General features: G+C 65.5%; 22 protein-coding genes. 13 read left to right on the forward strand and 9 right to left on the reverse strand.

Going from position 1 to position 23,991, the window contains the following annotated elements; genetic code table 11:
• Positions 1–8 precede the first annotated feature (8 nt).
• A complete protein-coding gene (locus tag ACQY4Y_RS03600; RefSeq protein ID WP_428489186.1) occupies positions 9–455 on the reverse strand; it encodes a SufE family protein in 447 nt (148 codons plus the stop codon).
• A gap of 182 nt (positions 456–637) precedes the next feature.
• Here ACQY4Y_RS03600 and ACQY4Y_RS03605 point away from each other — a divergent pair, with 182 nt between their 5' ends.
• Complete coding sequence (locus tag ACQY4Y_RS03605; RefSeq protein ID WP_428489187.1) at positions 638–2,242, forward strand: flavin-containing monooxygenase; 1,605 nt, start codon at positions 638–640, stop codon at positions 2,240–2,242.
• A 27-nt stretch (positions 2,243–2,269) separates the two neighbouring features.
• On the opposite strand, the gene ACQY4Y_RS03610 is transcribed toward ACQY4Y_RS03605, so the two are convergent.
• Positions 2,270–3,247 (reverse strand): alpha/beta fold hydrolase, encoded by a 978-nt coding sequence (locus ACQY4Y_RS03610; protein WP_428489188.1) that lies wholly within the window; start codon positions 3,245–3,247, stop codon positions 2,270–2,272.
• Between the two features lie 512 nt (positions 3,248–3,759).
• Between ACQY4Y_RS03610 and ACQY4Y_RS03615 the strand changes: the two genes are divergently transcribed.
• Both ACQY4Y_RS03615 and ACQY4Y_RS03620 read left to right on the forward strand, forming a co-directional pair.
• Positions 3,760–4,296: a c-type cytochrome gene (locus ACQY4Y_RS03615; RefSeq protein ID WP_428489189.1), complete on the forward strand. Its 537-nt coding sequence runs from the start codon at positions 3,760–3,762 to the stop codon at positions 4,294–4,296.
• A 15-nt stretch (positions 4,297–4,311) separates the two neighbouring features.
• Positions 4,312–6,129 (forward strand): pyrroloquinoline quinone-dependent dehydrogenase, encoded by a 1,818-nt coding sequence (locus tag ACQY4Y_RS03620; protein WP_428489190.1) that lies wholly within the window; start codon positions 4,312–4,314, stop codon positions 6,127–6,129.
• A gap of 331 nt (positions 6,130–6,460) precedes the next feature.
• Here the strand turns inward: ACQY4Y_RS03620 and ACQY4Y_RS03625 are convergent, their stop codons facing one another.
• The 4 genes from ACQY4Y_RS03625 to ACQY4Y_RS03640 all read right to left on the reverse strand — a co-directional run bounded on the left by ACQY4Y_RS03625 (position 6,461) and on the right by ACQY4Y_RS03640 (position 9,286).
• Complete coding sequence (locus ACQY4Y_RS03625; protein ID WP_428489191.1) at positions 6,461–6,772, reverse strand: hypothetical protein; 312 nt, start codon at positions 6,770–6,772, stop codon at positions 6,461–6,463.
• A gap of 206 nt (positions 6,773–6,978) precedes the next feature.
• Complete coding sequence (locus ACQY4Y_RS03630; RefSeq protein ID WP_428489192.1) at positions 6,979–8,622, reverse strand: thiamine pyrophosphate-dependent enzyme; 1,644 nt, start codon at positions 8,620–8,622, stop codon at positions 6,979–6,981.
• Positions 8,623–8,639: 17 nt separating this feature from the next.
• Positions 8,640–9,041 (reverse strand): type II toxin-antitoxin system VapC family toxin, encoded by a 402-nt coding sequence (locus ACQY4Y_RS03635; RefSeq protein WP_428489193.1) that lies wholly within the window; start codon positions 9,039–9,041, stop codon positions 8,640–8,642.
• Positions 9,041–9,286, reverse strand: a complete 246-nt coding sequence (locus ACQY4Y_RS03640; RefSeq protein ID WP_428489194.1) for a type II toxin-antitoxin system Phd/YefM family antitoxin — start codon at positions 9,284–9,286, stop codon at positions 9,041–9,043. The genes ACQY4Y_RS03635 and ACQY4Y_RS03640 overlap by 1 nt, the downstream gene beginning before the upstream one ends.
• 200 nt (positions 9,287–9,486) lie before the next feature.
• Between ACQY4Y_RS03640 and ACQY4Y_RS03645 the strand changes: the two genes are divergently transcribed.
• From ACQY4Y_RS03645 to ACQY4Y_RS03655, 3 genes are all read left to right on the forward strand, one after another.
• Positions 9,487–10,629 (forward strand): ISNCY family transposase, encoded by a 1,143-nt coding sequence (locus tag ACQY4Y_RS03645; protein WP_428489195.1) that lies wholly within the window; start codon positions 9,487–9,489, stop codon positions 10,627–10,629.
• 149 nt (positions 10,630–10,778) lie between these two features.
• Positions 10,779–14,201 (forward strand): DNA polymerase III subunit alpha, encoded by a 3,423-nt coding sequence (gene dnaE, locus ACQY4Y_RS03650; RefSeq protein WP_428489196.1) that lies wholly within the window; start codon positions 10,779–10,781, stop codon positions 14,199–14,201.
• 79 nt (positions 14,202–14,280) lie between these two features.
• Positions 14,281–14,571, forward strand: a complete 291-nt coding sequence (locus tag ACQY4Y_RS03655; RefSeq protein ID WP_428489197.1) for a hypothetical protein — start codon at positions 14,281–14,283, stop codon at positions 14,569–14,571.
• Between the two features lie 166 nt (positions 14,572–14,737).
• Here the strand turns inward: ACQY4Y_RS03655 and ACQY4Y_RS03660 are convergent, their stop codons facing one another.
• The gene (locus ACQY4Y_RS03660) at positions 14,738–15,373 is read right to left on the reverse strand and encodes an isochorismatase family protein (protein ID WP_428489198.1); all 636 of its coding nucleotides are present in this window, start codon (positions 15,371–15,373) and stop codon (positions 14,738–14,740) included.
• 169 nt (positions 15,374–15,542) lie between these two features.
• Positions 15,543–16,175 carry a DUF2889 domain-containing protein gene (locus ACQY4Y_RS03665; RefSeq protein ID WP_428489199.1) on the reverse strand — a complete coding sequence of 211 codons (633 nt, stop codon included), beginning with the start codon at positions 16,173–16,175 and terminating at the stop codon, positions 15,543–15,545.
• Between the two features lie 340 nt (positions 16,176–16,515).
• On the opposite strand from ACQY4Y_RS03665, the gene hemA reads away from it, so the two are divergent.
• The 7 genes from hemA (at position 16,516) to ACQY4Y_RS03700 (ending at position 23,311) form a co-directional block, all read left to right on the forward strand.
• Positions 16,516–17,733 (forward strand): 5-aminolevulinate synthase, encoded by a 1,218-nt coding sequence (gene hemA, locus ACQY4Y_RS03670; protein WP_428489200.1) that lies wholly within the window; start codon positions 16,516–16,518, stop codon positions 17,731–17,733.
• Complete coding sequence (locus tag ACQY4Y_RS03675; RefSeq protein WP_428489201.1) at positions 17,730–17,858, forward strand: hypothetical protein; 129 nt, start codon at positions 17,730–17,732, stop codon at positions 17,856–17,858. Before hemA ends, ACQY4Y_RS03675 begins: the two co-directional genes overlap by 4 nt.
• Positions 17,855–19,855 carry a heme lyase CcmF/NrfE family subunit gene (locus ACQY4Y_RS03680; protein WP_428489202.1) on the forward strand — a complete coding sequence of 667 codons (2,001 nt, stop codon included), beginning with the start codon at positions 17,855–17,857 and terminating at the stop codon, positions 19,853–19,855. Before ACQY4Y_RS03675 ends, ACQY4Y_RS03680 begins: the two co-directional genes overlap by 4 nt.
• Positions 19,856–19,858: 3 nt before the next feature.
• Entirely contained in the window at positions 19,859–20,395 is a 537-nt protein-coding gene (locus ACQY4Y_RS03685) for a DsbE family thiol:disulfide interchange protein (RefSeq protein WP_428489203.1), read from the forward strand.
• The gene (locus ACQY4Y_RS03690) at positions 20,392–20,913 is read left to right on the forward strand and encodes a cytochrome c-type biogenesis protein (RefSeq protein ID WP_428489204.1); all 522 of its coding nucleotides are present in this window, start codon (positions 20,392–20,394) and stop codon (positions 20,911–20,913) included. Before ACQY4Y_RS03685 ends, ACQY4Y_RS03690 begins: the two co-directional genes overlap by 4 nt.
• Positions 20,910–22,376 (forward strand): c-type cytochrome biogenesis protein CcmI, encoded by a 1,467-nt coding sequence (ccmI, locus tag ACQY4Y_RS03695; RefSeq protein ID WP_428489205.1) that lies wholly within the window; start codon positions 20,910–20,912, stop codon positions 22,374–22,376. The genes ACQY4Y_RS03690 and ccmI overlap by 4 nt, the downstream gene beginning before the upstream one ends.
• 518 nt (positions 22,377–22,894) lie before the next feature.
• On the forward strand, positions 22,895–23,311 hold the full coding sequence (locus ACQY4Y_RS03700) for an ester cyclase (protein ID WP_428489206.1): 417 nt from the start codon (positions 22,895–22,897) through the stop codon (positions 23,309–23,311).
• 298 nt (positions 23,312–23,609) lie between these two features.
• Here ACQY4Y_RS03700 and ACQY4Y_RS03705 read toward each other — a convergent pair whose 3' ends face one another.
• Positions 23,610–23,912: a ribbon-helix-helix domain-containing protein gene (locus ACQY4Y_RS03705; RefSeq protein ID WP_428489207.1), complete on the reverse strand. Its 303-nt coding sequence runs from the start codon at positions 23,910–23,912 to the stop codon at positions 23,610–23,612.
• Positions 23,913–23,991 lie beyond the last annotated feature (79 nt).

A 23,991-nucleotide genomic window follows, 5' to 3' on the forward strand; every position in this document is an offset into this window, starting at 1 on the left:
GCCGCGGGTCAGCCGGCCCGCTGCAGGGCGGCGACTTCCCGCACCTTGCGCGCCATCGCCGCGATGCCGTTGCCGCGGTTCGTCGACAATGCCTCGAGCAAGCCGAGGTCCTTCAGGAACACCGGGTCGGTGGCGAGGATTTCGTCTGCCGATCGGCCGGAATAGACCCGCAGCAGCAATGCGATCAGGCCCGATACGATGGCCGCATCCGACAGCGCGGCGAAATACAGCTTGCCGTCGCGCGGCACCGCCTCCATCCAGACCCGGCTCTGGCAACCGGGAACCCGGTGTGCGTCATTGGTCCATTGGTCGGGAAATGGCGGCAGTTTGCGGCCCATGCCGATGATGAACTCGTAGCGCTCCATCCAGTCGTCGAACACCGAAAGGTCGTCGGTAATGGCTTCGATGGCGGCGGCGGCGGTGGGGTCTTCCGGCTGCACGAAGGGTTCAGTCATTGTTGGGATGTGCTGACGGGCGCCGGGCACGTCAAGCCCGCGGTTGCGGGCCCGGTGGATCCACGCCCTCTTGCTGGTTGCCTAGCCGGGCGGTCCGGTCTTGTCGTGCGGCCTGCCCAGCGCTCATTGTCACGCCATGCGCGCAACCGAAACGCGCGCATCCGATAGCGGAGTGAGCGGCAGTGGCGACCTTGGAGCAATACGACGCGATCATCATCGGCGCGGGCATGTCCGGGCTGTATCAGCTTCACCGGCTGCGCCAACTCGGGCTTTCGGTGCGCCTGCTGGAAGCCGGCACCGGCGTCGGGGGCACCTGGTACTGGAACCGCTACCCCGGCGCCCGGTTCGATTCGGAAAGTTACTCCTACGCTTACTCGTTCTCGGGCGAACTGCTGGACGAATGGGACTGGGGCGAGCACTTCGCCGGCCAGCCGGAAACCCTGCGCTATCTCAATCACGTCGCCGACAAGTTCGATCTGCGCCGCGACATCCAGTTCCGCAGCCGGGTCGCGGCGGCGCATTACGATGACGAAACGCGGAGCTGGGACATCCGCGTGGAGGATGGCGGGCGCTTCGCCTGTCGCTTCATGATCACCGCGGTCGGTCCGCTATCGGCGCCGACCCTGCCGGCGATCGAGGGCACCGAGAGCTTTACCGGGCAATCGTTCCACACCGCCCGCTGGCCGCATCAGCCGGTCGATCTCGCCGGCAAGCGCGTCGCGGTGATCGGCACCGGCGCCACCGCCGTGCAGACCATCCAGGAGGTCGCCAAGACGGTCGGTCAGCTTACCGTGTTCCAGCGCACCCCGAACTGGTGCGCGCCGCTGCACAACGCCAAGATCGGGCCTGAGGAAATGGTCCGGCTGCGGGCCGGCTATCCGGAGATGTTCCAGCGCTGCCAGGAGACCTTCTCCTGCTTCATCCACACCATGGACCCGCGCGGCACATTCGAGGTCACCCCGGAACAGCGCGAGGCGTTCTGGGAAAAGCTTTACGGCGAGCCCGGCTTCGGCATCTGGCAGGGCAATTTCCGCGACATGTTGACCGATCGCCGCGCCAACGCGCTGATCTCAGACTTCGTCGCCGGCAAGATCCGCCAGCGGGTCACGGACCCGGCGACCGCCGAGAAGTTGATCCCCAAGAACCACGGCTTCGGCACCAGACGAGTCCCGCTGGAGACCCGCTATTACGAGGCCTACAACCAGGACAACGTGCGCCTGGTGGACCTGTTGGACACCCCGATCCAGCGGATCACGCCGACCGGCATCAAGACCAGCGATGCCGACTACGACTTCGACATCATTATCTATGCCACCGGCTTCGATGCCGTTACCGGCAGTTTCGACCGCATCGACATCCGCGGCATGGGCGGCCAGCGGCTGAAGGACCGCTGGCAGGGCGGCCCCGAAACCTATCTTGGGGTGATGGTCAACGGCTTCCCCAACATGATGATGCTGATCGGCCCGCACATGGCGCTGGGCAACATCCCGCGCAGTATCGAATACAACGTGGACTGGGTGACCGGTCTGATGCGGCACGTCCACGACCACGGCATTATTCGGGTCGAGGCCACCGAGGCGGGCGTGACGACATGGACCGACCATGTCAAGGCACTGGGCGTCGGGTTGCTGTCGAACGAGGTCGATTCCTGGATGACCGGCGTCAACCGCAATGTCGCGGGAAAGCAGGTCCGCGTGGTCAACCGCTATAGCGGCAGCGCACCAGCCTATCGTGCGCGCTGTGACGAAGTCGCCGCCAACGGTTATCGGGAGTTGATGCTGGGCTGAAGCTCGCCGCGATGCGACGATCTCCGGTCACAGGTTGCTCAGAAATTCGAGCATTGCGGCATTCACCTGCTCTGGCCGTTCCTGCTGCGTCCAGTGACCGCATCCCGGCAGGATCGTGGCTGCGCGCAAGTCCGGGACGAATTGGCGAAGATTGGCAACGGCTTCCGCCGCGCCCGGAAACGCCAGGACCGGATCGCGTGACCCGGCCATGAACAGCGCCGGAACGGTGACCCGCGCCCCGGCGAATGCAGCGCGGAGCTCCCAGTTGCGGTCAATGTTGCGGTACCAGTTCAAACTGCCCCGCAACCCGGTGCGCGCAAATTCCGCGGCGTAGAAGTCGAGATCGAGCTCGCTGAGCCAGGCCGGCAATGCCATCGACCCGATAGCGCTCGTCACCGCCGTCAGGCCGCCGACCCGGGGAATCATGGCAAAATCGGCCGCGCCTCCCTGGCTATTTTCGAACTCCCCTGACAGCCGCAGCAGGATCCCGCGTAATGCGGCCCGGACGTCTGCCTCCATCTCCGCCTCCACCACGCCGGGCGTCTGAAAGTAAAGCTGATAGAACACCGCGTCCTCCGTCTGGGGCATCACGCTCGTCGGACGCAGCCGCCCGCGATGGGCGAACGGCACGCTGAGCGCGATGACGCCGCGCAAACGATCTGGCCGCAGCAACGCCGTATGCCAAGCCACCGGCGCACCCCAGTCGTGCCCAACGATGACCGCGGTTTCCTGCCCGAGCGCATCCAGTAGGCCCACCATGTCGCCGACCAGATGCAGCAGGGTGTACTGGTCGACGGCGGCGGGCGCCTCGGTCCGGCCATAGCCCCGCATGTCGGGTGCCACCGCATGGAATCCGGCGGCGGCCAGCGCATCGATCTGATGGCGCCAGGAATACCAGGATTCGGGAAAACCGTGGCACAGCAGAACCAGCGGACCGCTGCCGCTCTCGGCAAGGTGCATGCGGATGCCGTTGGTCTCGATACAGCGATGCGCGATTGCGGTCATTGCCGAGGTTTCCTTGTTTGCCGCGGCATCAGGCGGTGCGGCCGGCGCGGCCGTCAAGTGATCGAGGTGGGCTCCGGCCTGACCTCGCTGTCGACCCATGCGGTGGATGACGCCGTCGAACAGCGTTTGTATATCTCGCTCCAAACTTCCGGCGCCATCGCCGGATCGTCTTGTTTGAGCCGATAACGCTGAGCTCGGCCAGGATAAGCTCGATATCGAGCTAACTCAGGCTGAAGACGTGATAGAGCCACAAACCGCGTGCCGATCAGATTCGCTGGAAACGGTAACGACAGGGTAGGTTACCGTTTTTTATCCTATTGACTTTGCCCCGGCTGCCATCCCCCGCCAGCGCGGATTTAGTGCGACTTACTGCGACGATGCCGATCGCACCGGCCCCGATATCGCAATCTCGTTACCAGTCGTGGGTTGACGGTCCAATCTCCACGGGCGCGTAGTCGATCGTCAATTTGAAACAAAAACGTTATGGAATTCGGGCGGGGGAATGTTGGCTAATGGTTAGACAACGACGTGTTGTCGGTTTCACTCCGGCCGCACCTGTTGTGTTTGGAATTACAACGGACTTCGATATACCGCGGAGGCGTCTGGTTTCCTGCTCGACACCAGCTCTGCTTTGTTTCGTTTCGATTTTTATGCAGATATCGGCCGCGCTTGCCGGCGGAGCATATTACACTGCGTCGCAGGCTGAGGCCGGACATGTCGTCTTCGTTCAGAAATGCGCGATCTGTCACGGGAGAAATCTTGAGGGCAAGTCAGGCCCGGCACTTGCCGGAGACCAATTTTTAAGTGTTTCTCAGTATCAAAATCTAACCGCGGACTATCTTTTTCGCTTCATGTCGAAGCACATGCCATTAAATGCGCCAGGAAGTCTCAGTCAAACCCAATATCTCAACGTGCTCTCATACATTCTGAACGTGAACAATTATCGGCCGGGCAAGGAGGCGCTGGCTGCCGACGATGAGAAATTAACATCAATCAAAATCGAGCCAGTCGCTGGCTCTCAGCAAAGTGCCCAACAAAGCGCTCAATAACCCGGAGGAACGCAAATGAACAAAATAGCCATGAGCAAAACCACAAGGGTGGGTTTGGGCTACGCGCTCGCGACGACTACGTTTTGCGCCTGTGCAGCCCTAGCATACGCCGCGCCAAATCCGGGCGCTCAGCAGCAACCCCAACCACCCGCACCGGCATCCCTTGCACCTACATCCACTGTCGTCACGGTCACACCCGTTACGGCGAACGTCGATGTCAGTGACCAACAACGTCTGGCGGCCGACAAGAACCAGGACGATTGGATGCTGTATGGCCGAACCTACGACAACCAGCGCTTCTCGCCGTTGAACCAAATCACAGCTGAGAACGTCAAGTCTCTCCAGCCAGTCACGTTGATCCAGACCGGCGTGGTCGGCAGCTTCGAGAACAGCCCGACCGTGGTCGATGGGATCATGTATATCTCGACCCCCTACGACCACGTGTTCGCCTACAACGCGGTGACGGGAAAGCAGCTTTGGTCCTATGTTCCCGACCTGAAGTACACACAGCTCTGCTGCGGTCCCGAGAGCCGCGGCGTCGCGGTAGCCGACGGCAAGCTTTTTGTCGCACAGTTGGACGGCAACCTGGTGGCGCTGGATGCCAAGACGGGCAAGGTCGACTGGGTCAAGCAGGTCGGCGATCCACGAGGCGCATTCTCCCTCACGCTGGCGCCGCAAGTCTATGACGGCATGGTCATCATCGGCACGTCCGGCGCCGAATTCCCGACCCGGAATTTTGTTGCCGCCTACGACAACAAGACCGGCAAGGAGATCTGGCGCTTCTTCACAGTTGCCGCCCCCGATGAGCCAGGCGGCAAGACGTGGAGCGGCGATTCCTGGAAAACCGGCGGCGGGTCGGTGTGGAACACCCCGGCTGTCGATCCGCAACGCGGTCTTATGTTCTTCGCTGTCGGCAATCCCAATCCGGACAACTACGGCGAGGACCGCAAAGGCGACAACGCTTATACCGACTCCATCGTCGCCCTCCACGTCAAGACGGGAAAGCTGGCGTGGTGGTACCAGGAAGTGAAGCACGACCTGTGGGATTACGATGCGGCCGGTCCCGTCGTGCTGCTTGACGTCAAGGACGCGAGTGGCAAGACCATCCCCGCCGCGGCAGAGGCCGGCAAGGAAGGCAACGTCTTCATCGTCAACCGCGAAACCGGAAAGCTTATCACGAAGTCGGAACCGTTCGTCATGCAGTCCAAGACTATGTGGACCAAGCCGCCGCTCAACGGATACGTCAACATCTATCCTGGGGCACAAGGCGGCAATGAATGGTCGCCGGAATCATACTCGCCGGCAACTAGCCTGTTCTACCTCGAGGGCACGAACCAGTCCTGGGAGTACAGCGCGGAAAAGCCGATGACGGTCATAGGTCACCTACGACTGGGCGGCGTGCTGCAGCCGATCACCCCGGACGGTCCGATCGAAATGGGCGAATCCGGAGCGAATGCGCACAAGGCGCATGTCGACGGGGCAATCCCGTCAACAGGCACCCTCTCGGCCATCGATCCCGATACCGGCAAGATCGCGTGGCAGTACAAGTCGGACCTGCCGATGCTGGGTGGCGTCCTGACCACGGCTGGCAACCTGATCTTTGCAGGCGAGATGAACGGCGACTTTGATGCCTTCAATGCCAAGACAGGCACGAAATTGTGGAGTACGAATCTTGGGTCCGGCGTTAACGCGCCGCCGATCACCTATCGCGTTGACGGCAAACAGTACGTCGCCGTGGCGGCTGGCGGAAATGCGGCGAATGGCAACCCGGTTCTGATGAAGAAGATGGGTCTGAACTATGGCGACGCGGTTGCAATTCTGGCGGTGAAATAGTCGCGGCGGATTGGACTTTACTGCCGCGCGGCGCCCGCACGGATCCGAACGTTCCAGTGGGCAGCCCAGGTTATTGAAAATACCGGGCTGCCCGTATACGGCGGAGTACCAGCTTGCAGTCCGCACCATTGGCGTATGCTTGGTGTAATGGTCATTGGCTCAAAGAGTGATCAGGGAAAACAAGCCGAGCAGCACCGGCGTGGTGCGGTCGATTGCCGGTTCCGAGGACTGTCGCTGGGTCTCCACGCCGAGATGGCGACGTACCTCGGCGAAGGTGACCTCGATCGACCAGCGGCGGACAAACCAGCGGAGAATGTCGAGCGGGTCCGCCTCAGGATCGGTGCAGAGAAAGGCTTGCGCCCGGGACGAAGGCCGCAACCAGCAGCCCAAACAGGCGGCAGGACAGCCAACGGGCGGACCAGTTGTTGCGGTTCAGCACGCGGTGATAGTTGGTGAAGTACGGGGCCTGGTCCAATCCCATCACCCGCAATGCGGACGCGATGGTCCGTCGACCCGGGACAAGGATCGCGCCTATCACGAGCACCATCACATGCTGCCAAGTCGGCGTCGTAAATCCACTTCTGAATGGCTGCATCCACTCGGCCAGATTGCCCGACCCGTCGCGTTCCGTTTCGTCCAGCACACGCGCGTCCCCGAATCGACATTTCGGGAAGACTCGACGATCCAGAAACTCGGGAGAATCGTTGCGGCGATCACGTTAGATTCAATTACGGAAGATTCAACTCAGCCCGCATCGCAGGTCGGAACGAGATCTGTGGCTGCTGTCTTCGCACGCGGCGCGATCTGTCCGGCGGCACGTCTCCATCGCTGAAAATGGCCAAAGTCCAGCTAAGGCAGCGGCGGCCGCCCCGCCGGCCCGCGCACTCGGGGCAGCAGGATCATGTCCCACGGACTGGGCATTTCGCCGACCGGCACGTGGATCAACGCCGGCGCGCCTGACGCGAACGCCTTGCGCAGCGCTGCCTCCAGCGCGTCCGGCGTGGGGGCACGGAAGGCCGCCATGCCGAAGCTTTCGGCGAAGCGGACGAAATCGGGGTTGGTCAGATCGCTGGCGATCAGCCGGTTGCCATACTGCTGGGCCTGGATACGGCGTACGTTGCCGAACGCGCCATCGTCGAACACCACCACCACCACCGGCAGCCGGTGGTGCATCGCGGTCGCCAGTTCGGCGGCCTGGAACATGAAGCCGCCGTCGCCGGTCGCCAGCACCACGGCCCGCCCCGGTGCCGCGGCGGCGGCCCCCAGCGCGGTGCCGTAGCCCCATCCCAGGGTGTCCTGATAGCCGGGCGAGAGGAACGTCCTTGGCGCATGCACCGGCAGCGCCAGACGGCTGGCGAAGCCGACCTGGGTCACCTCCTCGACGTAGATGCCATCCTCGGGCAGCGCGGCGCGGATCGCGCGCAGGAACGCCATCGGAGGTTCGTGGCGCGCCAGCCGCTGCTCGAACGCCAGGCGCACGGCGGCCAGTTCAGGATTGGGCGCCAAAGCGGCGCCGCGCGTCGAAAGTTCGGCCAGCAAGGCTCGCAGCGTCACCGCCGCGTCGCCGAGCAGAGCGCAGGTCGGTGCGCGGAAGCGTCCGATCGAATCGGGGTCGATGTCGATCCGCACGACCGGCAGGCTGTCATCGATGCCCCAATTGGCCTGTTGCCAATACAGCCTTGTGCCGATCGCCAGCACCGCGTCCGCCGTGCGCCATAGGGCATGACCTTCGGTGAATGACACCGCCAGCGGATGCGAGGTCGGGATCACGCCGCGGCCGCGGCGGAATGACGACACCGGCGCGTGCAGCCGTTCGGCCACAGCCTGCACCTCGGCACCCGCGTCCAGCGCGCCGCCACCGACGATGATCAGTGGCCGCCGAGCCTTCGCCAGCAGATCGGCGGCGGCGGCGATGGCGGCGGGATCGGCGCAGGGCGCGGCGACCGGCAGCGGCGGCGTCAGCGAGACGTCCGCCGCCTGGCCCCAGACGTCGATGGCACACTCCAGCGCCACCGGCCCGGGACGCCCCGACATCGCAGCCGCGATCGCTTGCGCCACCCGCTCGGACGCTTCTTGCGGCGAGCGGATCCGCTCCCCCTGTTTGACGATATGGCGCAGCAGCCCGATCTGGTCGTGGATTTCGTGCAGGTGGCCGTGGCCCTGGTCGATCGCGAAGGACGGGATCTGCCCGGCCAGCGCCAGCACCGGCGCACCGGTGGCATAGGCCAGCAGCAGCGCTGCCGAGGCGTTCAGCACGCCGGGCCCCGGCACCACCGCGAACGCCTGCGGCCGCCCGGTCGCCAGCGCGGCGCCGAGGGCCATGTAGGCGGCGGTCTGCTCATGCCGGGGATGGATCACGCGAATCCGGTCCGAGGCCTTGTGCGCGGCGTCGAACAGGTGGTCGTTGTGTACTCCCGGCAGGGCGAACAGCGTGTCGATGCCGTGCGCCAACAGGGTTTCGATCACCGCCTCGGCCGTGGTCATGCGCGACATGGTGCGTCCTTACCGGTTCAGTCGATCAAGTGCACTGCTTCGCGCTTGGCCGCGGCGGCGAGTTGCTTGTCGAGCGTGGCCAGCGGCAGGTCTCGGCGCAAGGCCAGTTCCAGGTAGGCGGAATCGTAAACCGTCAGGCGATGGCGGCGGGCCAGGCTGAGAACGGAATCCCCGGCCGGCGCATGATCGACCTCGACATTCATCCTCTCGAGTGCACGCAGGAAGATCGCCCCATCCCGCTCCGAGATTCTGCCGCGGCGTTCGTTGATAAGCAGCACATTGCGGACCTCGAACCACCAGATCGCCGGGGTTACGGCGCCCCCCGACCCCATCCGCGCCCACGCGAGATCGGCGATGGTGTCGTCTTCATCCTCCAGGCCCCAGACCGCTGCGACCGAGGCGTCCAGGACGAACAGCATCAATACTTGTGGCCCTCGTGGCGCGCATCCAGCAGTTCCTGAAGCGGTATTTTCCCCATGCCCTTGCGCAGCGCCTTGATCGTCGCGATCGCCTCGGCCCGTTCCGCCCGCCGGATCTCCTCATCCGGAACCAAACGCGCCACGGGCCGCCCGTGCCGCGTGATCACGATGGTTTCCCCGCGCTCGACGTCATCCAGCAGCTGGGGCAAATGGGTCTTGGCTTCCGAAGATTGAATTTCGCGCACGGGTCACCTTGTTTCGACCAACTGGTTCGACTGGTCGGAAGATAGTCGCCCGGCCACCCCGACGCAAGGACTGCCCAGACTCGTGTGGCTAGCTAATGAATTGTCCGGGTTTGGTAGCTCGTGAAGTGTCCGGTCATCTGGACCTCCAGGTCGGGGGTTTGCGGATGGATCGGGCACGCATTCACGAGGGCATACGTCGGATGCGTTTTGCGGATGTTTTGGGCCGCTCGGAGCGGTCGGAGCTGAGCCAGATGGAAGCGGCTGAGTTGCTTGGGATCAGCGAGCGGACCTTCCGCCGGTGGCGTGACCGGCATCGCGAGTTTGGCCTGCCCGGTCTGGCCGACCGACGCCTGGCGCCGTCGCTGCGTCGCGCTCCGGTGGCGGAGATCGAGCGGATGCTGGGGCTGTATCGGGAGCTCTACCGCGGCTTCACGGTGCAGCACTTCCACGAGCAGTTGCGCAAACGGCACAATTATGGGCTGGGCTACACGGTGACCAAGCTGCACCTGCAGCGCGAAGGCCTGGTGGTTCGGGCCAAGACGCGCTCGGCGCACCGCAAGAAGCGGCCGCGCCGGCCGATGGTCGGCATGATGCTGCATCAGGACGCCTCGACGCATGCCTGGTTGCCTGGCGAGGCGCGCGTCTACGACCTGGTGGTGACGATGGAGGATGCCACCAGCGCGCTCTACTCGGCCTTCCTGGTGGATCAGGAGGGCACCGCATCGAGCTTCCGGGGACTGCGCGAGGTGGTGGCGCGGCATGGCCTGTTCTGCTCGCTCTACACCGACCGCGGCAGCCACTACTTCTTCACCCCCGAGGCGGGGGGCAAGGTGTCGAAGACGGCGCTGACGCAGGTCGGACGGGCGCTGCGCCAGCTTGGCATCGAACATATCGCGGCCTACTCGCCGCAGGCGCGGGGTCGCTCGGAGCGGGTGTTCCAGACCTTGCAGGATCGTCTTCCGAAGGAGTTCAAGCTGGCCGGGATTGACAGCGTCGAGGCCGCCAACATTTGGCTTCGCGACAGCTTCATCCCGGAGCACAACAAGCGTTTTGCGGTTGAGGCGGAGCAGGAGGGGTCGGCCTTCGTGGCTGATGCAACGGGTGCGTGGCGGGAAATCCTGTGCCTGCAGGACGACCGCGTGGTGGGGCCCGACAACACGGTCAAATGGGACCGCCTCAGTCTGCAATTGCCGCCGAGCCATTTGCGGCCGCACTTCGTCAAAACGACGGTGCGGGTGCATGGCTATCCGGACGGCCGCCTGGCGGTGTTCTGGGGTCCGCACCGGATGGGTGACTACGACGCTCAAGGCCTGATCATCGCGCCCGAGCGGCTCGCCGCATGACACGCTTCCATGATGGCGGGTCTGATCCGGGGCATGCCCCGGATCAGACCAAGAACGAAGCGGACAGATCATGAGCTACGAAAACCGGACAGGTTTACGAGCTAGCGACAGGCCTGCCCAGACTCGGCGGCCCCTGATACCCTGGCACAATGCCCCACGCCGACTTCGTCCACTTGCGCACCCATTCCGCCTATTCTCTCAGCGAGGGCGCGATCCGCCCCGACCGGATCGCGGCGATGGCGAAGGAGGCCGGGATGCCGGCGGCGGCGATCACCGACACCGGCAATCTGTTCGGCGCGCTGGAGTTTTCCCAGTACTGCGCCGGCAAGGGCATCCAACCCATCATCGGCTGCCAGGTCGGGCTTGCCCGCGCCGACAATCCTCGGCTGCCGCCCGACCCGCTGGTGCTGCTGGCGCAGGACGCCACCGGCATGGCCAACCTGCGGCGCCTGTCCTCGCTGGGCTTCCTGGAGACAGACCCGGCGCTGAAGCCGCAATTGCCGTTCGCCCGCATCGCCGAATACGCCGCCGGCCTGCTGCTGCTGACCGGCGGCACCACCGGGCCGGTGGGGCGCCTGCTCGCCGAGGGTCAGAAGCCCGAGGCGGAACGTCTTCTCGATGCCATGGCGGAGGCCTTCCCCGACCGCACGCTGCAGGAACTGCACCGCCACGGCCTGGCGGTCGATGCCGCCATCGAGCCCGGCCTGATCACCCTGGCCGACGCCCGGGGCATCCCGCTGGTCGCCACCAACGACTGCTATTTCGCCGAACCGGACATGCACGAGGCGCACGACGCGCTGCTGTGCATCGCCGAGGGCCGCACCCTGTCCGAACCCGATCGCCGCCGGGTGACGCCGGAACACTGGTTCAAGCCGGCGGCCGACATGCGCACGCTGTTTGCCGACCTGCCGGAGGCCTGCGACAACACTCTGGCCGTTGCTCGCCGCTGCGCGGTGATGGCCGAAGCCCGCAAGCCGCTGCTGCCGGTGTCGCCCAAGGTGCGCCCCGGCCAGACCGAGGAAGCAACCGTGCGCGCCATGGCGATCGAGGGGTTGCAGCGGCGGCTGGACGCCGCCGGGGTCGAGCCGGCGGCGCGCGAAACCTACCGCGTTCGGCTGGACTACGAGTTGTCGGTGATCGCCAGCATGGGCTTCGCCGGCTACTTCCTGATCGTGGCGGATTTCATCCAGTGGTCGAAGGCGCAAGGGATTCCGGTCGGTCCCGGGCGCGGGTCGGGGGCCGGGTCGGTCGCCGCCTGGGCGCTGACCATCACCGACCTCGACCCGCTGCGCTTCAACCTGCTGTTCGAGCGGTTCCTCAATCCCGAACGGGTGTCGATGCCCGACTTCGACATCGACTTCTGCCAGGAGGGCCGCGACCGCGTCATCGACTATGTGCGCAACGAATACGGCGGTGACCGGGTCGCCCAGATCATTACTTTCGGGAAACTACAGGCTCGCGCCGCGGTTCGCGACGTTGGCCGCGTGCTGGGCCTGCCGTTCGGGCAGGTCAACAGGGTCGCCGAACTGATCCCCAACAATCCGGCCAAGCCGGTTACCCTGCAGCAGGCGGTGGACGGCGAACCCAGGCTGCAGGTGCTGCGCGACGAGGACGAGGGCATCGGTCGGCTGATGGAAATCGCGCTGCGGGTCGAAGGCCTGTATCGACACGCATCCACCCATGCCGCCGGCGTGGTGATCGGCGACCGCCCGCTGGTCGAACTGGTGCCGCTGTACCGCGATCCGAAATCGGATTTCCTGGTCACCCAGTATTCGATGAAGCACGTCGAGCAGGCCGGCCTGGTCAAGTTCGACTTCCTCGGCCTGACCACGCTGACCATCCTGCGCCGAGCGGAGACTTTTTTGAGGGGGTTGGGGATCGAGGTCGATCTCGATCGGCTGCCGCTCGATGACGCCAGGACCTTCGAGATGCTGCAGCGTGGCGACGCCGGCGGGGTGTTCCAGATGGAGGGCCAGGGCATGCGCGACACGCTGCGGTTGATGCGCCCCGACCGGTTCGAGGACCTGATCGCCGCCGTCGCGTTGTATCGTCCGGGGCCGATGGCCAACATCCCGGACTACTGCCGGCGCAAGCATGGCGAGAAGTGGGACGCGCCGCACCCGCTGATCCACGACATCCTGGCCGAAACCTATGGCATCATGGTCTACCAGGAGCAGGTCATGCAGATCGCCCAGCAAATGGCCGGCTACAGTCTGGGGTCGGCCGACCTGCTTCGCCGCGCCATGGGCAAGAAGATCGCCGCCGAGATGGAGGCGCAACGGACTATCTTCACCGAAGGCGCGATCAGCAACGGCATCGACCCGGCCAAGGCCACCGAAGTGTTCGACCTGATGGCGAAATTCGCCGATTACGGCTTCAATAAATCGCACGCCGCCGCCTACGCCCTGGTCGCCTATCAGACCGCATGGCTGAAGGCCAATCACCCCGAGGTGTTCCTCGCCGCCAGCATGAGCCTGGCGGTCAACAACACCGACCGCCTGGCGGCGCTCAAACAGGAAGCCGAACGCGGCGCGATCACCATCCTGCCGCCCGACATCAATCGTTCGGGGGCCGATTTTGCCGTCGAACGCATCCAGGACGGCCACCTGGCGATCCGCTATGCGCTGGCCGCGGTCAAGAAGGTCGGTTCGGCAGCGATGCAATCGGTTGTCGCCTGCCGCGCCGAGGCGGCGTTCGAGGATGTCACCGACTTCGCCACCCGGGTCGATCCGCGCCAGATCAACCGCATGCAGATCGAGAACCTGGCGCGCGCCGGCGCGTTCGATCGGCTGGACCCCAACCGTGCTCGGGTGTTCGCCGGTGCCGAAACGATTCTGCGGCGAGCCCAGGCCGACCAGCAGGAAAAGGACAGCGGCCAGATCGGCCTGTTCGGCGGCATTATCAGCAAGCCCGAACCGCTTCGGCTGCCCGAAATCCCCGACTGGCCGCCGCTTGAACGCCTGGCGTTCGAAGCCGAGGCGGTCGGTTTCCATCTGACCGCACACCCGCTCGACGCCTACGCCCAGGCATTGCGACGGCTTGGCGTGGTATCTTCGGTCCAGGTCGACTCCCGCGCCGCCGCCGGGGTTAGCCGCGTCAAGCTGGCCGGCACGGTCGTATCGACCAAACAACGTATCACTCGCACCGGAAGCCGCATGGCGTGGGTGCGGATTTCCGACGCCGCCGGGTCGGTGGAGGTCACCTGCTTCAGCGAGGTGCTGAACCGTGCCCGCGACCTGCTGGTATCGGGTGCCAACCTGCTGGTGACCGCCGAAGTCAAGACCGAGGGCGATGCAGTTCGCGTCACCGCGCTGGACGTCACGCCGCTGGACAAGGCCGCGGCGGCGGCTGGCGCGTCAATACGCGTGTGGCTACGCGAAACCGCCGCCGTGCCGCATATCCGCGACCTGCTGGGCCGCGAGGCCGGCGGGCGCGGGCGGGTCACCCTGGTGCCCAGCATCGGCAGCGAACAGGACGTCGAAATCGACCTGCCCGGCGGCTACAACGTCACCCCGGGGCTGGCTCAGGCGCTGAAGGCGCTGCCCGGCGTGGATCAGGTCGAGGAACTATAGCCGGCTTCCGGAACGGGCCGGCCGAGGGGTCCGCCGCTCTTCTTCTCTGCTACGCTGACCGCGTCCTGAGGAGGGGTTCATGGTCCCGACGATAAATCCGCTGGTCGCCGCCGGTGTCGTGGTCGCCACCGCGGCGACCGACGCGGTCTATGTGATGTTTACCTCCGCTGTCGCGGCGCGCCGCCGCGTGCCCGCCGCCACCTGGAGCAGCGTCTGGTACCTGCTGTCTTCCTACGCGGTCATCAGCTACACCGAAAACTGGGTCTATGTGGTGTTTGCCGCGATCGGGTCCTGGCTTGGGGCGTTCATCTCCATCACCCTGCTTCAGCGTTCCGCTGCTCGGCCGCCGGGACGCGCGACCCCGGGATGATTGGCTGGCTTGAGCGGGTGACGCGAGCCGTCGGGTTGACCAGGCTGTGGGTGCGGCATTCACGGGAGACGCGGATGGCAGCCCTGACAGGTCAAACGGCATTGGTGACCGGCGCCCAGAAAGGCATCGGCAAAGCCATCGCGATCGCTCTGGCGCACAGGATCGATCAGGATTTGTCGTTCGATTGCCGCCATTGTTCGATCGCCTCGATCGCGATGGCGGCATCGATTACGTCGGCGTATCGCCGCTCGACGTCCTTCAGGTTCTGCGCGTGCGCCTCGGCATCATGATCGCCAACACAATCATGCGGCACCATCACGCGGAAACCCAACGAGAAAGCATCGATCACGCTGGCCCGCACGCAGCCCGAGGTGATGCACCCGGTGACGATGACGGTATCGACGCGCTCCTTGTTCAGGATCGCGGCCGCCGGTGTGGCGAAGAAGATCGATGGCGCGGACTTCATCAAGGTCACGTCGGGGGCGGCCGCGGCGATGCGCGGGTCGAGGTCCACCGCCGCCGACCCGCGCAGCAGATCGAACACCGCGCCCACCTTCCAATGCGGCGCCGCGCGCGGGCTGTCGTAGCCGTTGACGCAGGCGATGACGGGCAGGCCGGCACGCTTCGCCGCCTCGATCACCGGAACGGTGTTGCGCACCGCCTGATCCACCATCGGCGCACCGCCCATCGGGAAATCGGCGCCGACGAAGCCGCGCTGAAAATCCACCACCACGACACCGATCTTGGCACCGAAGCCGACCGGCCGATCGCCGTAGCCGCGTTGCGCGTAGATGTCCGACATCGCTCGAACCCTTTGTGTGGTGGTGCAATCAGTGTCTTCGGCCGATCCGGAAGCGGGGCGGGCGCGGGCGGATCGAGACCTGGCGCCGGACGTTAGCCGGCCAGCGGCGGCAATGTTGATCGCCGGCACCACGCTGTCAATTCGTTGCCGCTATAGGCGGCAACCCACCTTAACCGGCGGTTTCCTTGGCCGCCACGTCCGGCCCGGTGTACAGATGCGACCAACGGCGCTTCACCAGCGGCCCGTTCTGATCATAGGCCAGGCAACTGTTCAGGATCTTGTTGCCGCCGCCCCATTGTTCGGTGATCCTTTTGTCGAGCGCCTCGCTGCCGGGGGTATCGTCCGCGACGCCCTCGGCTGCCATGTCCCGCCGAGCCTTGGCGGGGGTGATGGTCTGCAGGGCAGTGGTGGCGATTTGCTGCAGCAGCTCGCGCAAATGGGTGCACCCAACGATGCCCCCGACCCTCTGGGCCGCTTCACGCAGGAAGCCGGGCTTGATCCGCAATCCCGCCAGCCGGGTGAAGTTGGGCGCCGCGGCCGGGCAGATCGCATAGGGCGTGTTGTCGCTGACCGCCTCGACCGCATGGATGCGCATTTGGTCATCCACAGTCAGACGCAGCCACATGTCGTGGACCGGTTCGCCCGGCTGAATGACCCCGCGGTCGAGATTGGTCTGGGCGAAACTTTTGCAATCGGTCAGGTGCGCCTCAATGTCGTAGTGGCCGTCGGTGCGGAGGTAGCCATTGATTTCGATGCTGCGCGTGTGCAGGCGCTGGCGCGCGGCGGGCTGGGTCAACGGCATGACAGGCTCCCAAGGCGGTGCGCGGATCGGACCGCTAGCGACCGATACCGCATTGCAGCAAATCCTATCGCATCCGCCGTGGCGGTTGCAAAGCCTCGGGCCGGCATTCGGGATTTGGCCGCGCGATCAATCGGACGCTGATTAAGCTTAAATAATCCGCGCGATTCCGGTTGACGCGATGCTCAATCTGCGCATTTCTCCGTTGCGCGTTGATTAACCTGGAACAAAATCCGCTGTGAACAGGTTCATTGGTTTGGGGGATCCGATCGCCGAGAACGGTCCGTCGCCCTGGATTGCCAGGGCGGAAATTGACGGTGGCGCAAGCTGAGGGTTCCGAAGGATGAACGCGTTCAAAGACCATTGTCGTCGGTCCCTCTCCTCGATCCGCGATCAAGGGCGTTACCGGATTTTTACGCCGCTGCAGAAGCGCGCCGACGATTTCCCGTATTACAGGCGGCCGGATGGGGCGCGCGTGCTGGTGTGGTCGTCCAATGACTACCTCGCCATGGGCGGTCATCCGGTGGCGGTCGACGCTGCCTGCCAAGCGGCGCGGACGATGGGCGCCGGGGCTGGGGGAACCCGCAACATCAGCGGCACCAGCCCGGTGCACGACGAGTTGGAGGCGGAGGTCGCCGATCTGCACGGCAAGCAGGCCGGGCTGCTGTTCACCTCCGGCTTCGTGTCCAACCAGGCGGCGCTGTCCACCATCCTGAACAGCGCGCCGTTGGGCTCGGATCAGCCGTGGCAGGTGTTTTCCGACGCCAAGAACCACGCCTCGATGATCGCCGGCATCAAGGGCGCGCGCGGCATCGTCAACATTTTCCGCCATAATGATACCGCGCACCTGGAAACCCTGCTGCGCGCCGCGCCGACGGCCGCGCCGAAGCTGATCGCCTTCGAATCGGTCTATTCGATGGACGCCGATATCGCCCCGATCGGCGAAATCTGCGACCTTGCGGAACACTACGGCGCGATGACCTACCTCGATGAGGTGCACGCCGTCGGCATGTATGGCCCGAATGGCGGCGGCGTGTCGGAGCGCGACGGGGTCGCCGCCCGCGTCGACATCATCGAGGGCACCCTGGCCAAGGCGTTCGGCTGCCACGGCGGCTACATCACCGGGGATGCCGAGGTGGTGGACTTCATCCGCTGCACCGCGCCTGGGTTCATCTTCACCACCTCGCTGCCGCCGATGACCGCCGCCGCCGCACTTGCCAGCGTGCGCCATGTGCGCCAGGACCATGTGCGGCGGGCCAAGCTGTTCGAACGGGCCGCGGCGTTGAAATCCCGGTTCGACGCGGCCGGCTTGCCGCGGATCGAATCAATCAGTCATATCGTGCCGCTGCATGTCGGGGAGGCCGCGCTTTGCATGGATGTCAGCCAGCGCCTGCTGAACGAGTTCGCCATGTATGCGACCCCGATCAACTATCCGACCGTGGCCCGCGGCGAGGAGCGCCTGCGCTTCACCCCCGGCCCGCTGCACACCGACGCTATGATGAACGAACTGGTCGCCGCGCTGGTGCGGATCATCCCGGTGGAACGGCGCCGGGCGGCGTGACCGAAGCGCCCGCGCCGGGCGGCGTGACCGAAGCGCCCGCGTCGGGCGACGTGACCGAGGCGCCCGCGTCGGGCGACGCCATCGCGCGGGCAGGCCGGATCAACCGCGGTGCGGCGGTGTCATGATCGTCGAGCTTGGTCATTTCGCGCTGATCCTGGCGCTGTTCGTGGCGATCATTCAATCGACGGTTCCGCTGATCGGCGCGGCTCGGCGCCACGTCGGCTGGATGGCGATCGGCAAATCCTGCGCCCTGATCGGCTTCGCGCTGACCGCGCTGTCGATGCTGTCGCTAATGTACGCCTACGTCACGTCGGACTTCACCGTCGTCAACGTGGTGGAAAACAGCCACACCGACAAACCGTTGCTATATCAGATCACCGGCGTCTGGGGCAATCACGAGGGCTCCATGCTGCTGTGGGTGTTCATGCTGTCGCTGTGCGCCGCCGCGGTGGCGCTGTTCAGCGACAACCTGCCGCCCGCGCTGCGCGCCCGGGTGCTTTCGGTGCAGGGGATGATCGCGACCGGATTTCTGCTGTTCATCCTGCTGACCTCCAACCCGTTCCTGCGTACGTTCCCGCCGCCGCCGAACGGCCAGGGGCTCAATCCGGTGCTGCAGGACCCTGGCCTGGCGTTCCATCCGCCGTTCCTCTACCTCGGCTATGTCGGGTTTTCGGTCGCCTTCGCCTTCGCCGTCGCCGCGCTGATCGAGGGCCGGGTCGATGCCGCCTGGGCGCGCTGGGTGCGGCCGTGGACGCTGGCGTCGTGGTGCTTCCTGACCATCGGCATCGCCATGGGATCGTGGTGGGCGTACTACACGCTGGGCTGGGGCGGCTGGTGGTTCTGGGACCCGGTCGAAAATGCATCCTTCATGCCCTGGCTGGTCGGCACCGCACTGATCCACTCCTCCATCGTGGTGGAGAAGCGGGACACGCTGAAATCCTGGACCATCCTGCTGGCGATCATCACCTTCTCGCTGTCGCTGGTCGGCACCTTCCTGGTTCGCTCCGGCGTGCTGACCTCGGTCCATGCCTTCGCCACCGACCCGCAGCGCGGCAGCTTCATCCTGTTGCTGCTGGTCGCGGCGATCGGCGGGTCCCTGACGTTGTATGCCATTCGCGCCCCGTCGCTGAAGGGGGGCGGGCTGTTCGCGCCGATCTCGCGGGAGGGCGCGCTGGTGCTGAACAACGTGCTGCTGTCGTGCGGTTGCGCGACGGTGTTCCTGGGCACGCTGTATCCGCTGTTCCTGGATGCCACGGGCGGCCCGAAGCTGTCGGTCGGGTTCCCGTTCTTCAATCGCACCTTCGCGCCGATGATGGTGCCGATGGTGATAGCGGTCGGTATCGGCCCGATGCTGGCCTGGAAGCGCGGCGACATTCTCGGCGCGCTGCAACGGCTGTGGGTCGCCTATATCGCCACCGCGCTGGTCGTGCTGGGCGCGTTCTATGTCACCCATGGCGGGCCGGTGCTGGCGGTGTTCGGTCTCGGCCTGTCCGCTTGGCTCGCCACCGCGGTGCTGACCGAGTTCGCCGAGCGGATCCGGCTGTTCCGCATCCCGCTGGGTGACAGCCTGCGGCGCGCCATCCACCTGCCGCGAGCAAGCTATGGCATGAGCCTCGCGCATTTCGGCCTGGCGGTGTCGGTCGCCGGATTTTCCGCCTCGGCCTGGGCGCAGGAGGCGATCCAGGCGCTGAAGCCCGGCGGCAGCATCGACATCGCCGGCTATCATCTGACGCTGGAGCATGTGGACCATGTCCCAGGCCCCAATTTCATGGCCGACGACGCCTCGATCCGGGTCACCTATGGCCCCAAGGGCGGCGGCGAATTCGTCGCCATGATGCACCCGCAACGGCGGTTCTTTCCGCTGCAACAGCAGACCACCGGGGAGACCGCGATCCGCACCAATTTGCTGGCCGACCTTTACGTCGCGCTGGGCGATTCCGGCACCGCTGGAGACTGGACGGTGCGGGTCTACTGGAAGCCGCTGGTGCCCTGGATCTGGCTCGGCGCGGTGATCATGGCGTTCGGCGGCTTCGTCAGCCTGAGCGATCGCCGCTGGCGTGTCGGCGCTGCCGCCCGGGCGCCGCGGCGGGCCGAGCAGCCGGTCCCCGCCGCCGGCGAGTAGATCATGAAGCGCCTGTTCTACTTGCTGCCGCTGGCGATTTTCCTGATCGTCGCGGGATATTTTGCCCTCGCGTTACTGCCCGGCCACGACACCCACATACTACCCTCGGCGATGATCGAAAAACCGGCGCCGAACTTCGACCTTGCCGGGCTGGACACCAGCAGGAAGCTGGATCTGGATGCGCTGAAGGGACACCCCTTCGTCATCAACTTCTTCGCGTCCTGGTGCGTGCCCTGCCGGATCGAGCATCCGCTGTTGATGCGGTTGTCGGAGCAGGACCACCTGCCGCTATATGGTATCGCCTATAAGGACAAGCCGGCCGACACGGCGCGACTGCTGGCGACGTTCGGCGATCCGTATCGCCAGGTAGGCGTTGACGAGAACGGAAGTGTCGGCCTCGATTTCGGCGTTTATGGCGTGCCGGAGACTTACGTGATCGACCGCACCGGAACCATCCGCAAGCGCTTTGTCGGGCCGTTGACCGCCGAGACGGTGAACCGCGAACTGCTGCCGTTGCTCAAGCAATTGGGGCAGGCATGAGAGCGGCCGTTCGCGCTCGCTTGCCGCGTGCCTGGCGGGCGCGCGGATGGCTGTTGGGTGTCTGCCTGCTGGGTGGCGTGCTGTTGCTGAGCGCGGTTGCCGCCCATGCCGTCGAACCCAGCGAACGGCTGGCCAACCCGGTGCTGGAGGCCAGGGCCCGCAGCATCAGCGCCGGGCTTCGCTGTCTGGTCTGCCAGAACGAATCGATCGACGAATCCGGCGCCAGCCTGGCGCACGACATCCGCATCTTCGTGCGTCAGCGGCTGACTGCCGGCGATACCAACGCCCAGGTGATCCAGTCCGTGGTCAATCGGTATGGCGCCTTCGTGCTGCTGAAACCGCCGGTCGAGCCGGCCACCTACGTGCTTTGGTACGGTCCACCGGCCCTGGTGCTGTTCGGGCTGGCAGGAAGCCTGCTTTGGCTGCGCCGGCGCCGGGCAACGTCCGTCGACGACGCCCCGCTCAGTCCTGACGAAGCCCGCCGCCTGGACGGCCTGATGCGGGAGAGAGACGTTTGATCCTGCCGTTCCTGCTGGCGCTGCTGGCATTCGGCACGCTGCTGCCGATCCTGGCGCCGCTGTTGCGCGGCAGCCGCCCGGTGCCGGCTCGTGCCAGCTTCGACCAGGCGGTGTATCGCGACCAACTGCATGAACTCGACCGCGACATCACGCGCGGGCTGATCTCACCGGCCGAGGCCGCCGCCGCGCGACTGGAAATCCAGCGCCGGCTGCTCGCCGCCGACCGGGTCCCCCCCGCCCCGCCGCGGCTGTCGCGCAGCCCGGTGCTGGCCGCCATCGTGTTCCTGGTCATTGCCGCCGGATCGGTCTCCAGCTACCTGTGGCTTGGGTCTCCTGGCGTGCCGGACGAGCCGTATTCTTCGCGTACCGCGGAATTCGCCGCCGACAACAGCCAGTCCTCGATGCGCGGGGCGGTCGCCGCACTGGCGGCGCAGTTGAAACAGAACCCCGGGAACGCCCAAGGCTGGCTGCTGTATGGCCGCAGCCTGGCGATGCTGGACCAGTGGGATAAGGCCGAGGACGCTTACCGCCACGCCATCGACCTGGGCCAGACCAGTCCCGTGGTGCTGGCCGACCACGCCGAGGTGATGGTGATGCAGGCCGGCGGCACGGTGACCCCGGCGGCCGAGACGGCGCTGAAACAAGTGCTTAAAGCCGACCCTGCCAGCGGCATCGCCCGCTATTACCTTGCCATTGCCGCGATGCAGGCCGGCGAGCCGCGCCGCGCGATCGACGGGCTGCAGGCGCTGCTGGCCGACCTGCCGGCGGATTCCCCGGTGCGGCCTCAGTTGGGCCGCCAGGTTGCCGCGGCCGCCCAGTCCGCCGGCATCGCGGTGCCGAAACTGGCCGAGGGCAGGCCGCCCGCGCCCGGCCCGACCACGGGATCGGACGCCGCCGGTTCGGGGGCCGCCGGTTCAGGGGCCGCCGGTTCAGGGGCCGCTGGTTCAGCTGGGGGACCGGACGCCAAGGCGGTCGCCGATGCCGCCAACATGTCCGATGCACAGCGCCAGGGGATGATCCGCGGCATGGTCGCCCAACTGGCGGCGAAGCAGCAGGCCGATCCATCGAACCTGGACGGCTGGCTGCGCCTCGGCCGCGCTTATGGCGTGCTGCATGAACCCGACAAGGCGGCCGACGCGTTCGACAAGGCGGCCGGGCTGAAGCCGGACGATGTCTCGATCCCGTTACAGGAAGCCCGCGCGCTGCTGAGCGATCACGCCCCGACCGACAAGGTCTCGCCCCGGGTGGTCGGTCTGCTGAAGCGCGTCCAGGCGTCTGAGCCGACCCAACCGCTGGTGCTGTGGTATCTCGGCATGGCAGCCGCCCAGGATGCCCATCCGGATCAGGCTCGGCAGTATTGGAGCACGCTGCTGACTCAGGTGCCTCCCGGCAGCGCGGACGCCAAGGTCATCCAATCCGCGCTGGATACGCTATCGGGGCAAAAACCCGGCGCCGGCGGGTAGCGACTGGGCTGCGCCGGATGGGATGTCCAAATCAAGCGTGATCGTCGCTCGCGGCGCAGCGCGCGTGGCACCTGAAGCGGTTTCCGTTCGCCTTGGCTCACCGACCCCGCTTTAATGCCAGCCGCCTGAAAACTTGGTTCATCGGTTGGCCGACGGGCCGCCGGTATCGATTGATTTTGCGCGCCAACCGCCACGCCAACCCTGCGCGCGTACCAGCCAGCCCTTTGAGCCACTGTATAACACCTTGTTTGATCGCGTGATTCCCCGCTTCGGTGATGCCACCTGCACGGATCACGCTCTGCCGAACCACGACCGTCTCGGTTTGGGATCTACGCCGCCATCAGCGATCCTTGGCCGGCCGAGGCGGCGCACGCCCATCGAGGACGCAGGCGGCCCGGTCCTTGGCCGCGCGGCCATAGTGGCGTATCGCAGCCAGGCCGGCCTGCCCGGAGCAATCCGCGCCGCGACGGAGGCCCCTGATCTCTGCCATCCTGATCCTCGACAGACGGAGCAAGACGATGAGCACGATTACCCAGACCGCGGACCAGTTCTTCAAAGCCTGTGAGACCGGACAAGGTTGGGACGGTTGCAGCGGCTTTTGCACGGCGGACGCGACATTCTCAGCCCAGGCCGAACCACTGGCTGAAATCAAGACTCTGCGCGATTATACCGAATGGATGAAGGGCCTGCTGACGTTCATGCCGAACGGCCGCTACGAGGTGAAGTCGTTCGCGACGGACGAGCAACGCCGGAACGTATGCGCTTTTGGTGTGTTCTCCGCTACCCACACCGGACAGGGCGGACCACTGCCGCCGACCGGCAGAAGCACTACCACCGACTACGTCTACGTCATGCAGTTTGACGGCGGGAAAATCTGCCACATGGTAAAAATCTGGAACGCTTCCTGGGCAATGAAGGAGCTCGGGTGGGCCTGATCGTCGCGCATCGAGCGACGCGCCTTCCAGTTTGCCCGTCCTCCACTGCAGCTTTCACAGTCGGGTAGCGGGATCGGCGCAGTGGGGATCGACGGCGAGTGACCCCGTGAGTGGATCGCGCTCCGATTGGGACAGCCCTGCGGCGAGCATCTCGAAGGTCTTCTCTAGCACGCGAGCACGGATAGCCCGATTTCAGCTTTGCCCGGTCGGGCTGGAAATGGTCTAGCGGCCGCAAGCCCAGCATTTTGTTGCGCTCGCGGTGACTCGGGACGCAGTGATTTTTGCGTCCCTTCGGCGGTTACGCGGCAGAGCGGGTCATCTCCGGCACTGCCCTGCGATGCAAGAGCGGGCCATGGCCGGCACTTGCATGTCCCACCTCGGTCGAGGCGGTGTGGAAGTAATTCGCGATATAGACCCGGACCGCACTGGTGCGGCCGCCTACGTGCCCGGCCGCTTCGATCTGACGCACCAAGGTGCTCATATCCTGCGCTTCGCGTTCGCAAATTTCACTCAGCATGTCCCAGAGTTCGGGTTCCAGCCGCATGCTGGTCCGGCCGCGCTCGGCGACGACGTTTCGATTGACTAGACGACTTGTTGCCATGGGCCACCTCCTGATTGCCGCAGCGGAGAAGACCAGGAAATCGTTAAAAGAACGTTCACAACGCGCATAAAACGGCGGT

Origin of the sequence: Rhodopila sp., from assembly GCF_965277165.1 — a bacterium.
Lineage (GTDB): Bacteria > Pseudomonadota > Alphaproteobacteria > Acetobacterales > Acetobacteraceae > Rhodopila.

Excerpts from the sequence above, each read along its gene's own strand:
- ACQY4Y_RS03600 (WP_428489186.1), bottom strand. The coding sequence starts at position 455 with ATGACTGAACCCTTCGTGCAGCCGGAAGACCCCACCGCCGCCGCCGCC.
- ACQY4Y_RS03610 (WP_428489188.1), bottom strand. The coding sequence starts at position 3,247 with ATGACCGCAATCGCGCATCGCTGTATCGAGACCAACGGCATCCGCATG.
- ACQY4Y_RS03615 (WP_428489189.1), top strand. The coding sequence starts at position 3,760 with ATGGTTAGACAACGACGTGTTGTCGGTTTCACTCCGGCCGCACCTGTT.
- ACQY4Y_RS03620 (WP_428489190.1), top strand. The coding sequence starts at position 4,312 with ATGAACAAAATAGCCATGAGCAAAACCACAAGGGTGGGTTTGGGCTAC.
- ACQY4Y_RS03630 (WP_428489192.1), bottom strand. The coding sequence starts at position 8,622 with ATGTCGCGCATGACCACGGCCGAGGCGGTGATCGAAACCCTGTTGGCG.
- ACQY4Y_RS03635 (WP_428489193.1), bottom strand. The coding sequence starts at position 9,041 with ATGCTGTTCGTCCTGGACGCCTCGGTCGCAGCGGTCTGGGGCCTGGAG.
- ACQY4Y_RS03645 (WP_428489195.1), top strand. The coding sequence starts at position 9,487 with ATGCGTTTTGCGGATGTTTTGGGCCGCTCGGAGCGGTCGGAGCTGAGC.
- dnaE (WP_428489196.1), top strand. The coding sequence starts at position 10,779 with ATGCCCCACGCCGACTTCGTCCACTTGCGCACCCATTCCGCCTATTCT.
- ACQY4Y_RS03655 (WP_428489197.1), top strand. The coding sequence starts at position 14,281 with ATGGTCCCGACGATAAATCCGCTGGTCGCCGCCGGTGTCGTGGTCGCC.
- ACQY4Y_RS03660 (WP_428489198.1), bottom strand. The coding sequence starts at position 15,373 with ATGTCGGACATCTACGCGCAACGCGGCTACGGCGATCGGCCGGTCGGC.
- ACQY4Y_RS03665 (WP_428489199.1), bottom strand. The coding sequence starts at position 16,175 with ATGCCGTTGACCCAGCCCGCCGCGCGCCAGCGCCTGCACACGCGCAGC.
- hemA (WP_428489200.1), top strand. The coding sequence starts at position 16,516 with ATGAACGCGTTCAAAGACCATTGTCGTCGGTCCCTCTCCTCGATCCGC.
- ACQY4Y_RS03680 (WP_428489202.1), top strand. The coding sequence starts at position 17,855 with ATGATCGTCGAGCTTGGTCATTTCGCGCTGATCCTGGCGCTGTTCGTG.
- ACQY4Y_RS03685 (WP_428489203.1), top strand. The coding sequence starts at position 19,859 with ATGAAGCGCCTGTTCTACTTGCTGCCGCTGGCGATTTTCCTGATCGTC.
- ACQY4Y_RS03690 (WP_428489204.1), top strand. The coding sequence starts at position 20,392 with ATGAGAGCGGCCGTTCGCGCTCGCTTGCCGCGTGCCTGGCGGGCGCGC.
- ACQY4Y_RS03700 (WP_428489206.1), top strand. The coding sequence starts at position 22,895 with ATGAGCACGATTACCCAGACCGCGGACCAGTTCTTCAAAGCCTGTGAG.
- ACQY4Y_RS03705 (WP_428489207.1), bottom strand. The coding sequence starts at position 23,912 with ATGGCAACAAGTCGTCTAGTCAATCGAAACGTCGTCGCCGAGCGCGGC.